This window comes from Micromonospora sp. NPDC023956 (genome assembly GCF_040639195.1).
In the GTDB taxonomy this organism is placed as follows: domain Bacteria; phylum Actinomycetota; class Actinomycetes; order Mycobacteriales; family Micromonosporaceae; genus Micromonospora.
Genome location: NZ_JBEZZN010000007.1, coordinates 89,785 through 101,845, shown reverse-complemented (window position 1 = coordinate 101,845; position 12,061 = coordinate 89,785). Strand labels below are relative to the sequence as shown.

The 12,061-nt window shown below is 68.4% G+C and carries 6 protein-coding genes; 2 read left to right on the top strand and 4 right to left on the bottom strand.

The features are described from left to right. Positions 1-236 precede the first annotated feature (236 nt). Entirely contained in the window at positions 237-452 is a 216-nt protein-coding gene (locus AB0F58_RS15820; RefSeq protein WP_357142847.1) for a sigma factor-like helix-turn-helix DNA-binding protein, read from the bottom strand. Between the two features lie 558 nt (positions 453-1,010). On the opposite strand from AB0F58_RS15820, the gene AB0F58_RS15815 reads away from it, so the two are divergent. Next, on the top strand, positions 1,011-1,358 hold the full coding sequence (locus AB0F58_RS15815; protein WP_357143250.1) for a hypothetical protein: 348 nt from the start codon (positions 1,011-1,013) through the stop codon (positions 1,356-1,358). 42 nt (positions 1,359-1,400) lie between these two features. Here the strand turns inward: AB0F58_RS15815 and AB0F58_RS15810 are convergent, their stop codons facing one another. Next, complete coding sequence (locus tag AB0F58_RS15810; protein WP_357142845.1) at positions 1,401-2,351, bottom strand: phosphotransferase; 951 nt, start codon at positions 2,349-2,351, stop codon at positions 1,401-1,403. A 321-nt stretch (positions 2,352-2,672) separates the two neighbouring features. Here AB0F58_RS15810 and AB0F58_RS15805 point away from each other — a divergent pair, with 321 nt between their 5' ends. Then, a complete protein-coding gene (locus tag AB0F58_RS15805) occupies positions 2,673-3,764 on the top strand; it encodes an IS630 family transposase (protein WP_357142843.1) in 1,092 nt (363 codons plus the stop codon). 88 nt (positions 3,765-3,852) lie between these two features. Here AB0F58_RS15805 and AB0F58_RS15800 read toward each other — a convergent pair whose 3' ends face one another. Both AB0F58_RS15800 and AB0F58_RS15795 read right to left on the bottom strand, forming a co-directional pair. Then, on the bottom strand, positions 3,853-4,293 hold the full coding sequence (locus AB0F58_RS15800) for a hypothetical protein (RefSeq protein WP_357142841.1): 441 nt from the start codon (positions 4,291-4,293) through the stop codon (positions 3,853-3,855). A gap of 3 nt (positions 4,294-4,296) precedes the next feature. Continuing rightward, entirely contained in the window at positions 4,297-11,985 is a 7,689-nt protein-coding gene (locus AB0F58_RS15795) for a polymorphic toxin-type HINT domain-containing protein (protein WP_357142839.1), read from the bottom strand. Positions 11,986-12,061: the final 76 nt, after the last annotated feature.

Below are 12,061 nucleotides of genomic sequence, written 5' to 3'. Positions count from 1 at the left end.
CAGCGGTCCAGCGGTCCAGCGGTCCAGCGGTCCAGCGGCGAAGTATCCCTCAGGGGTCTCCGCGAGGACTCCCGCCTGGTGAGTGGCCTCCAACCCGAGCCGCACGACGGGAGCGGTCACGAGAAGTGCGATCATGGCGACGTCGGGGGCACTTCGTCCTGCGGCGTAGGCGGCAGCCAGGCAATACGGCGGGTACGACAACGTACCGGGCCTCGTCCGCCACCTCGGCCTGCGGCCTACGCGTCCGCAGCCTCGTCCTCGTCAGCTTCGATCAGGTGCGGGCGATGCTTCCCGATCCACTTCTCGACGTCCTCCTTGCGCCAGACCGTCCCCATGGCAAGCCGGTCGTAGGGCGCGGGCCAGTCCGGGCGGAGGGTCAACTGTCGGACCCGCTCCCGCGAGACGCCGAGCCGCTCCCCAATTTCCTGCGGCCCGTACAGGTGGTCTGGCACGTCCGCAGGTTAGCCACGCGTGAAGTTGTCAAACGTGTAGTGCACGGACAGCCAGTTGTCAAGCGTGTACTACACGCTTGACAAGGGCGACGTTGAACGGCAGCGTAAAGCCATGCCGCGACCACAGAGAGAACGGCTGGTTCCGTTCGCCCCCGCACACCGCCCGGTGTTTCGATGCCGACTACACCTTGGGTGTTCGTGCGGCTTCTCCTCCTGGCGGCGCTGCCCACTTCGGCGAATGCCGACGCCATGGAAGACCCTGGCCAACCAGCTATGGCGCACACCACGTCCCGCGCCGCTCCCGCTGTCGGACGAGGCGGAGATGCAAGGCCCTTCACCGGCTGATGGCCCCTACCGGAGCGCGTCGCTTGCCTGGCAAGCGGGGAACCCGGTACGGCGCGAGGTGCCGTTCCTGGTGCAGTCGGCCTGGTATTGCCTCGACCGGCACCGTCACAGCCGTTGCCCGAGCTGCACGGAACTTGGGTTCTGTCCGATGGCGGAGGCCGCCCGTGCCCGGATCAGGATGTGGCGACGACACCGCTCCGTGTTCGGCTGGCGATGACCACTCCCCTGCCCGGAGCAGGCGATCTGGTGCTGGTGACCCGCGCGGCCAGCGTTCAGTTCGTCACGCCGATGATGTTCCGGGTGATCCGGGTGCTCGACTGGGTCACATTCGACGGCTGGGTCTGGCTCGACGGCTACCAGCTCGACGACACCGGCGACGCCGTCGCCCGACGGTCGATCTTCGTACAGCCGGCCGGGCTGCGGATGCAGCAACGCTCGTCCGCACCGCGCAGACCGACAACCTTGCCGACCGTACGCCGGAATCGCGGGCCGACCGGGCTGCCACCGGCCGCCCCGCAACACCGGGCGACGCAGGCGCGGCGCACGGCTGGCCACGGCTGACGCTGCCAGCCGTGGCCACGGTGTCCCGGTTTCCAACCTCCGTCAGCCGGTCAACCCGCCCGCGAACGGCATCGCCCGCCACTGGTCGATCAGCGGCCGGGTGGCGTCCGCCAGCATGGGCAGTTGCGGCGCAAGCGCGAGGCAGGCGACGCCCCGCAGCATCCCCACCGCGTTGACGAAGCCCAGGACATCCTTGTCCAACTCGCGCAGTCCCCGGCGCCGTGCCTCGCGGTCGTAGGCGGCCTCACACTCGGGGCCGAGGCCGGCGAGGTCCCACTCCACCGGTCCCAACGTGACCATCTCGAAGTCGGCGTACAGGAGCCCACGCACCTCCGGAACGATGTTCACCGCCGGGCAGTCGCCGTGGATGGGCTGGAGGTCGATTCCTGGGAACCTGCGCTCGAACGTCTCGCGAGAACTGACGATGGGTTCCAGGACCTGCCATTCGCGGCGGGCACGGTCCAGGTCGGCCGGGTCGAGCAGGTCGGGGTGATCCTCCAGGAGAGCGAGGCCGTCCTCGATGAACCGGGGTTCGGCAGCCGACAGGAACGCCAGGTCCCCCGGATAGTCACGCAGGGCGGCGTGCAGGTCGGCGACGAGCCCGGCGTTCGCCACGTAGTCGGGCTCGGCGTCCGGGTCCACCTCGACGAGTTGCCAGAACGTCATCGAGAACCCGTCACGCTGGACGGGTTCCGGTGCGACGAGCGGGCTGGGCGGGATGACGGGCGTGCCCCGGTCCGCGAGCCACCGGGTCACCTCCAGTTCCGCCCGCTGCCGGACCGCCTGACTGTCGAGGTCCGCGTAGTGCGGCAGCACCGTGAGCACCCGGGCCACGACCGGCGACGGTGCGAGGTGGACGACCACCGAGAACACCTCGTACAGCACCTTCGGCTCAGTCACGGTGAGTCCGAGGTTCCGTCCGGCGTGGACGGCGGCGTCGACCGCACGCGCGGTCCGGTCAGCGAGCTGCTCTGGCGGCATGAACACGGTCACGACGAGATCATCTCACTTGCGGGTCGTGACGCGCCTCCGAGATTACGCCTCGTGGAGCTGCGGCTATGCCCACCGCACTGGCCCACGCCAACCACGCTCGGACGCCCACGGCTGAATCTCAGATGCTGCAGTAATCGTCGAACGACGCGGCTCGTACGACCGCATTGTGGGCTCACCCTGCCAGCAAGCCCATCGCGCACAGTTACTGGACCGCGCCAGGCTAGTGCCTCGTCTTGGAACGTTGATCGTGTAATCCGCTGGTTCTGAGGATCTGTCGGGCAGGCTGTCTCCCAACGGTTCGACCGTGGGAGGTGGCGGCCGGTGGGTAGACGGCCGGAGGTGTTCGTCCGGCAGGTGTCGATGGCCGAGGGTCAGCGGTTGCAGAGAATCACCCGGACGGCGAAGGACCCAGTGAAGCTTCGTCGGGCGATCGTGGTGCTGATGTCCGCCCAAGGACAGCCGGCCCCGGACATCGCCCACCTGCTGCGGACCAGCGAGGACTACGTGCGGGACGTGATCCACGCGTTCAACGATCGGGGGTTCGACGCGCTGGACCCAAAATGGAGCGGGGGCGCACCGAGACGGATCGATGAGCAGACCCGAGACTGGATCTGCGTCATCGCCCGGTGCGACCCCCGTTTCCTCGGCCGGCCGTTCTCCTGCTGGTCGCTTGCCAAGCTGCGTGACTACCTGATCGACACCGGTCACGTCACCACGGTCAGCGTCGAGACCGTGCGCCGTGTCCTGCACGAACGTGGAGTGTCCTGGCAGGCCACCAAGACGTGGAAGGCCAGCACCGACCCGGACTTCACGGCGAAGATGCGCCGGATCCTCGACCTCTACGACCACCCGCCTGTCGACGGCAGGGTGATCTGCGTGGACGAGTTCGGACCCCTGAACCTGCAACCCCGACCCGGCCGCGGGTGGCGACCCGCCGGACAACCGGTGCGACTACGGGCCACCTACCGGCGTGACCAGGGCGTGCGGCACATGATCGCCGCCCTCGATCTGGCCACCGGACGCCTGCACTACCGGATCCGTGACCGGAAACGCTGGCGCGAGTTCCTCAGCTTCCTCAAGACCCTGCGCCACCGCTGGCCCGACCAGCACCTCTACCTGATCCTGGACAACTTCTCCCCACACAAGCACCCCGAGGTCCGCGCCTGGTGCGCCGCCAACCAGGTCGACCTGGTGTTCCTGCCGACCTACGCGTCCTGGCTGAACTGGATCGAGGCCGAGTTCGCCGCCGTGCGCTACTTCGCCCTCAACGGCACCGACCACCGCACCCACCCCGAGCAGGACGCCGCCATCGGCGCCTACATCCGATGGCGCAACCAACACGCCCGACCGAAAACCGGGTTCGCAATCAACTCCAAGATCCGCCGCCTGGATTACCCGTTCAAGGCTGCATGACGAGGCACTAGCAGCAGATGCAGCCCACCAGGTGCGCCATCCGCCAGTTTAACCCTCGCGCGCAGTACCATGGCGATCAGCCATCGCGTCACTGAGAATTTAGCCAATAACCTCGGGCAGCGTCGACTATAGAATTGAAAGCAACTTCATCGACACTCGCAGTTAGAATTGGCCCCGACTCTCGTGTCGACACTTCTTGCGCCACGATGACGAATCGCTTTTTGCGCACATAACTGTACACTGTCCACCGGTCCAGTGACTCAACACTCGACATTATAGTCGAATCATGAAGAAACTCATCGTCGGCCAGCAGCTCCATGAACTGGGCGGATTCAATGCCCAGCAGATCAAGCCTTTCATCGTCGATACGTGGCCGATTCTTGAGCTGCGCCATCACCGAACCAAGGATGCACCCCTCACTATCACCAATCAGTTGACCCTCGACGATGAGCTGGAAGCGGAACATGCGATGGCCAGCGAGAGGAGTCACCAGCAATCCGAACTGGCCACTGTCATCCAGGAATATCAAACTTCACCTCCGCCGAACCTGAATAGGAATATGATTCAGCGGAATCTCCACTGGGTTACCTCGATTATCACGTCCGTTGGAGCTGCCGCTCCAGTGCCAGTTCCCATGCTCATCGTTGGAATATCTGTAGTAGACAGCTTTCTTGCCGGAACCAATTTTCGTCCAACGAACCTCGCCGACAAGAACACTATTCTGAAACTGCTCCGCCGCGTCAGCCGGCAGGACGCCCTTATTAGGATTGTATGGGTTCGGCCCGCCATGCGGATCGTGATGTCCAGGGTTCTCATAGCCAGGGATACATTCTCCCGGCCCGGTGTTGTGCACGAGTACCGGGTTCGCGCCGGCGAGCACGTAATACGTGTGGATGTCGTCGACGGTGAGGTTGTAGGCGGCGCCGTGGTGGAGGGTGGCCCAGTTGAGGCCGCTGATGACGAGGTACTTTCCGGTTGCGGTGTAGAGGTGGTCGCCGAGGTCGAGGTTCTGGCTTTCCTGCCACTGCTGGTCGGTCACGTTCCAGAAGGGGTGGTCCTCGGTGGTGGTGATGTCGCCGCCATCCACCTTGAGGTCGACGAGTTGGTCCTCGTGAACCCACACGTGGGTGACCTCGCGGGGGCCCTCCTCCCCGGTAGCCGGGTCGGTGGCGAACACGAAGTCGGCGACCTTGACGTCCTTGATGGACTTGGTGGTGCCGTCCGCCATCAGGACTTCGGTGTCACCGCTGAAGCTTTTGTGACAGGACGTAGCTTTGCCGCCCTTGATGCCCTTCGCGACCTTCAGGCCCTTGGCGAGAGGTACCAGCCCGACGAGTTCGAGGGAGGCACCGACGTAGTCACCGCGCTTGAGAGCATCATTGGCCAACCACATGCTGGAGGGAATCCCAAGGATCGGGACGTTGCTCCAGATCTCGTGTGCGGTTTTGGTTGTCCCGGCCCGGTAGGCGTTATCGGCGCCGCATTCCTGATAGTAGTGGCACAAATACGCCGCGTACGCGCGAGCGATATCTTCGTCGGAGCGGGAGGTGATGTGGCATCCGCCGGGCGAATAGCCGTACTGACAGTAGTAGGAGGTGACGTAGAACGCGAACGGCTCCGGTTCCGGCGTGGAGGTGCTGCCGGGCTTACCGGGTCCGTCGCCGCCCCCACCGTTGCCGCCATTGGCACCGTAGTTGCTCGGGTTTCCTCCGCCGGAATTGCCGCTTCCTCCGGAAACCACATTGTCGTAAGCAATCAACCCACCGCCATCCACGTCCTCGAAGGCGTAGAGACCGGAGGGGTCGCTGAAGGTGATGGGGCTGTTGTTGGCGTAGGCGTAGCCGTGCCACTGCTGCGGGTCGGCGAGGTCTTGTAGGGGGTCGACGGAGATGAAGCGGCCGAGCGTCGGGTCGTACTCGCGGGCCCCGAGGTGGGTCAGGCCGGTGGCGTCCACCGTGCCGCCGACGAAACCCTTCGTCCCGAGCCAGGTGGCCGGTGTCGTGCTGCGCTCCTCGCCGTACGGCAGGTTCCGGCGGCGTTCGCTGGCGAGCGTCCCGGCGTGGATCTGGACCTGCCCGCTGCCCTGGTGGTTGTTCACCGTCCACCGGACACCGGTGGCGTCCCGTACCGCGACGGCGTCGTAGTAGCGGGTGCCCAGCGGGCCGCCGCTGGACGGCGTGACCACCAGCTCGGTGCTGCCGAGGTAGAGGGTGGTCTTGCCGGGGGCGCGGGAGATGAGCCGGTTGCCGTCGGCGTCGTACAGGTAGCTGGTGGTCTGGCCGCCCTCGGTGAGGGTGGCCAGGTGACCTTCCGCGTCCCAGGTCAGGGTCTGGCTGGTGCCGGTGCTGGAGGTACGGGTCAGCGTATTGCCGCCGTTGTCGTAGCTGAACGCGCGGGTGGGGGTGCCGGCCTGCGGGCCGGTGGCGGTCACGCCGGTGACCGCGTGCGGTCGGGGCTGCCCGGCGGCGGGGGTGGTGTAGGTCCAGGTGGTGTCGGTGCCGCCGGGGTGCTTGTCGGTCTGGGTGGTGCGGTTGCCGACGCTGTCGAAGGTCCACTTCCGCCAGTACGGGTCGGCTCCGGCACGTTGCGGGGTGGCACAGCTCCAGGCCGCCTCGGTCCACGCCTCGGTCATCCGCTGGAGGTGGTCGTAGCGGAAGCACTCGACCTGGTCGCGGAGGCCGTTGGTCTTGCCGCCGATGATGCTGATCGCGCCGTTGTTCAGGTACGCGTATTCGGTGGTGTACCGGTCGACCCAGGTGCCGGCGGTGGTCTGGTTCTCGGTGTCGACCTGGGCGATCGTCGGGCGGCGGGTGGCCGGGTCGTACGTGGCGCTCAGTCGGACCTGCTTGCCGGCCGCGCCGAGGAAGGTGCGCTGGGGCAGGCCGTCGTAGTGGTAGTCGACGTCGGCCAGGTAGGTCTGCTGGGCCGAGCCCATCGAGGTCAGCAGTCCCTGGCTCAGGTAGCCGTAGGTGAGCGTCTCGGCGGGTAGGCCGCCGACGGCGGGCAGGCTGGCGGTGGCCGGCGCCCCGTTGACCTTGTAGGTCGCCGTGGTGCTGTAGGTGCCGGCGAGGGCGCCGTTGGCGGTGGACGCGGGGATGGTGACGGTGGAGGAGAGCGGCCGGTAGGCGTGGTCGTAGGAGCCGACGCTGGTGGTGTAGGCGAGCCCGTCGGTGTCGTACCGGGTGGCGCTGGTGAGCTGGCCCTTGGCGACGGTGTCGTAGGTCCAGGCGGCCATCAGCCGGCCGGTGGCAGAGTCCTCGCGGACGGCGGTACGCCGGTCGAGGTTGTCGTAGGTGTAGTGCAGCCGCTTGTTGCGCCCGTCGGTGGTGGCCTCCACCAGGCCGTTGTCGTGGTACTCGGTGGTGGTGGTGCCGGCGTCCGGGTCGACGGCCTGGGTCTGCCGACCGAGCAGGTCGTAGGTGTAGCTCCAGTCGTTGCCGGCCGGGTCGCTCATGCCGGTGAGGTCACCGCGCAGGTTGTAGGTGTAGGTGGTGGCGTCATGGCCACCGGTCAGGTTGCCGTGGATGTGGAACTGGCGCTTCTCGACCACGTTGCCGTGTGCGTCGACCAGGTCCTGCACGGTGGTGCCGCCGGTGGGCGGGACGGTGGCGGTGCGGTCGCCGTCGTACACCGTGGTGGTCTGCCACTTCTGGACGTTCAGCGACCAGGTGGCCGTGACGGTCTGCCGGCCGAGCGCGTCGTAGGTGAAGCGGGTCTGCCGCTCGATGGCGGTGTCGGCGGCAGTGACCAGGGTGGTGGTGGGACCGGAGGCGCTGTTGTAGAACTGCGACGCCTTGGCGACCAGGCCCCGGTTGTCGTAGACGGTGTCGGTGACGACCCGCTTGCCGTCCGGTGCGGTGGTCTGGGTCTGCCGGGGACGCAGCAGACTGTCCAGGATCTGGTGGGAGACCACCTGGGTTCCGTTGGGGCCGAGCGCCTTCGTGGTGACGTACGACGCGGCGGTGTTGCTGAGGCTGTACGTGTACTCGGCGTCGGGGGTCTCCGAGGTGGGTCGGTGCGCCCACGTCTTCGTCAGCCGGCCCAGGGAGTCGTACTGGGCCGTGCTGGTCCTGGTGTTGGGGTCGACGACGGTGACGGGCAGGCCACGGCCGGGGGCGAGGTTGGTGGTGGCGGTGTGCGACAGCGCGTTGGTGACCCGGATCTGGGTGGTCAGGCCGGTGGTCTCGGTGTACTCCGTGGTGGTGACCCGGCCGAGGGCGTCCTTGGCGCTGGTCGGGCGGCCGTGGCTGTCGTGGGCGGCCTCGCTGGTGGTGGTCCAGTTCGGGGTGACGCCGGTGTGGTCGACGACGTTGTCGACCCGGGTGATGTTCCCCTGGGAGGGCTTGCGGTCCAGGTTCGGGGACGAGGCACCCGGCTGGTCGTAGTGGTAGCGCACGTCGGCGACCGCGTCGGCAGGAAAGGTGGGGGTGTCCGCGCAGGTACCGGCGGTGCTCTGCTGCCGCTTGACCGTGCCGGCCTGGTACATCGGCATCCGGGCGATCAGGTCCCGGCTCGTGTCGCCGGTGATGTCCCCGACCGCGATCAGTTCCCCGCCGGTGTCACCGGCCGCCATGCCGTAGTGCAGGTCGGCCGAACCGGTGAGGAAGCCTCCGGCGCCGTTGCCCGGGTAGCGGCGTAATCCGCCGCCGCCGCGCACGAGGATGTCGGGGTAGGCGTCGCCGGAGTAGTCCTTCCAGCCGGTGATCACGTCGAAGCCCTGCCAGCCGGTACCGATCAGGGTGCCGCCGTTGCCGTTGGTCCAGCCGCCCGAGCCGTTGCCCGAGTACAGGTAGAGGTCACCCTCGGGGGTACGGGCGATGACGTCACCGACGCCGTTGGCGGAGAAGTCACCGACGGAGAAGAGCTTGTCGAAGGTGTCCCAGCCGCTGCCGACCAGCACTCCGGTGGCGGTGAACCCGCCGGTGCCGTTGCCGGTGTGCAGCCACAGCGTGCCGTCCGGCTTGCGGGCGATCACGTCGCTCTTGCCGTCCGAGGTGAAGTCGCCCGGGGAGAGCAGGCTGTCGTACATGTTCCAGCCGGTGAGCGCCTGGGTGCCGGCGTCGAACCCGCCGGTGCCGTTGCCCCGGAACACCCACAGCGCCCCGTCGCTGCGGCGGCGGGCCAGCAGGTCGGTCTTGCCGTCGCCGCTGACGTCCCCACCGGTGAACGCCTGGTCGAATCCGCCGAAGTCGGCGAGCCAGGTGCCCTGCGCCGCCGCGCCCGCCGCGCCGTCGAAGCGGCGCAGGTCCGCGCCGGTGTTCAGGTTCGTCGTCGTCCGGACACAGGCGTCGTCCGCGCTGGTGCCGAGATCGCCGAGTTGTTCCTCCTGGAGGGCGTTGCCGTGGGCGTCGTAACTGGGCCACCGGGTCTGCGTGATCCGCCACGCGCTGGTCGCGGCCACCCAGGTCATCGACTTGCGCCAGCCGGTGTGGGTACGCCACGCCTCCAGTGGGGCGGAGGCCGCCCAGCTCGCGTTCAACGTCCGCAGCCCGGTCCGGGTCGACGTCGGGTCGAAGAACTCCTTCACCGCCACCGCCGCGCCGTTGAAGGTGATCCGCTGCTTGAGGAACCCGCCCCGGTAGGCGGCGTCGCCGGCCGGCGCGTGGTCGGTGTCGGTGGTGGTGACGCTGCGGGTGCCGTCACCGAGGTCGGTGCGGTCGCCGTCCAGGCCCCGGAAGTAGAGGCTCGTCGTCTTCGACGCCGTCGACCCGGACCCGACCGTCTCGGTCACCAGCGGATAACCGGCCCACTGTGACCACGTCCGGTGCGCCAGTCCGGTGGCGAAGGCGTTGAGGTCGTGCCGCCACAGCACGGAGGTGTTCGAGCCGATCGACCCACCACCGCCGCGCAGCCCGTCCAGGGTGATGTTGTACGAGTAGCCACGGACCACGTCCGGAGCGCCGCCCCGGGTGTCGTGTTCGATGACCTGGGTGACCACGTACTTGTGCCACCACGTCCAGGACCCCTGGTACTCCTGCGGGAAGCACCGCCGGGGGTTGCTGTCCGGGTTCGGGGTGGTCTGCGCGCCCACGCACGCCGGATCCGCTCCGCTGTAACCGATCTTGATCTGGCCGCCGGCCTCGGTGTCGATCTGCCGCAGTCGGAACTTCCACGACTCTGCCGCACCCGAGCCGGTCTCGAACAGCGCCCGGTTCTGCATGGACGCGCCGTAGTCGAACTGCACCGCCGGGGTGGTGATGTTCCCGCCGGTCACTCCGGTGCCCGAGTCCGAACCGGTGCGCTGGATGGACATCAGGGCCAGGACACCGACGACGCCAGCGTGCCCCGTGCCCGGCGCGGTCGAGTTCAGCGCGTGCGAATCGATGGTCCGGTACGACGAGCCGGACCGCACCTGCGTGTCGATCCTGGTCAGCCGCTTCGTGGACCAGAACGTCGGGCCGTCGCACGGGTACGCCGTGCACTCCAGATCCCACGGCACGTCCGGCCAGTTGCTGCCGTGCGAGGAGCAGTTCTCCCAGCACCGGTCCGACGAGGTGAACACGACCCGGGCCGACGCGGGGACCGTCTCCGGGGCGCCGGCGCGCAGGCCGTACTCGATGCGGGCCAGGGTCGAGGCCCGGTAGTAGCCGACGAACGACGCGTCCGAGTTGAAGATTCGCTGCCCGTTGGTTTCCCGGTTGTAGTGGTACGACATCGCGTTGCCGTGCGGGTCGACCACGTAGTCGAGGTTCCAGCGGTAGGCGATACGGCACCACGACGACGTCACCGCCGCCGCCGAGAAGCACGGTTCGTACCGGTGGTTCCCCATCACCGCGAGCCCGAGCACCGACGACGTTGCCGCCCCGGAGCCAGGCACCGCCGACATCCCGAACCAGTACTGCGTACCGTCCTTGGTGGTCAGCTTCCACCGCTCGTTGTTCCAGTACCCGGTGATCCCCGTCCCGTTGTCGGAGACGTACTCCACCTTCGTCGAGTCGTCGTCGGCCAGGTGCCAGACCTTCGGCGTCGCCACGTGCGGCGAGCCGCTCGCGTCGTCCGGCACCAACTCGGTCGACTTGCCGTTCCACATCAGCCGCGCGTTCGGCAGCCGCCAGCACAGGTCCTTCATCGACGCCGTGGTCGGCCAGTACGGCGTGACGTTGGTGTCCTCGTCACACGGCCGGTAGGAGCGTTCGATGAATCCCGGCTCGTAGCCGAAGCCCTCGCCGATCCACCCGGGCTGGGTGTTGTTGTTGGCCGTCTGTCCGTCCACCGCCGCGCTGGAGTACCCCAGCGACACCGACGGGGTCAGGCCGCCGGGCACCGACGGCACCGTCACCGGGTACGACCAGGAGAAGCCGCCCGCCGACCCGCCCGCCTGCCAGGACGCGGTCTGCGACAACTGTGTCGCCGCGAACGTCCCCGTCTCCGACGACGCACCCGCCACCAACGCCACCATGACCGCACCGTCATCCGCGCCTGCCGTGGCCGACGCCGGGCCTGCACCGGCCGGCGGGACCGGCTCCGGATCGGACGGCGGGGAGGGCGGCTGGGCGATGGGCGAGTCCGCACCCGCCACCTGCACCGAGGGCAGACCCACCGTCGCCGGGCTCGCCTCCACCGGCGACGGCTCGACCAGCGGCTCACCCCCGGTCCCTGCGGGTGCGGCCATCAGGTCGACGTCCGCCGACACCGTCGAGGTCGAGGCGTCGTGGACCGACGCCAACCGCGAGCGGCTCTTGCAGGCGTCCTTCTCCGGCGTCGTCGCCGCACAATCGGCCAGCAGCACCACGCCCAGTCGGTTCGCCCAGTCCGCGCCGAACGCGTCCCGGAAGTCGCCGTACCCGACCTGCACTCTGACCCGGGCCTCGCCGGACAGACCGTCCGCCCGGGACAGCCTCAGGGCGACCGTGGCCCCGGCCCGAGCCGCCGCCGCCCGGTCCACCACCTCGACCCGCACCCTGGACGGCGCGCCCTGACCGGCCGCCCGACCGGACACCGCGCGACCCGACAGCACGTCCGACGGAAGCTCCACCGACGACACCGTCACCGGCAGCCCGCCCACGGTCGCGGTCCCCAGCCGGCCGCCCGACGCCTGCACCGGCAGGTCCACCATCACCGACGCCGCCTTCGGGAAGGTCACCGACGCGGCCTGCCACCGCTGGACCTCCGTCCGGCGCGACTGCTCGGCCCGCACCGCCGACACCGCCACCGACCGGTCCCCGACGCCCCCGTTCCCGGGAACCGCCGCAGCCGGCGCCACCGGCACGAAGTCGGCCATCGACACCACCAAGACGCCGGCCAGGACAGGCGTCAACCAGAGGAGACGACGACGCGCGCGTACACGGCGTTCAGCA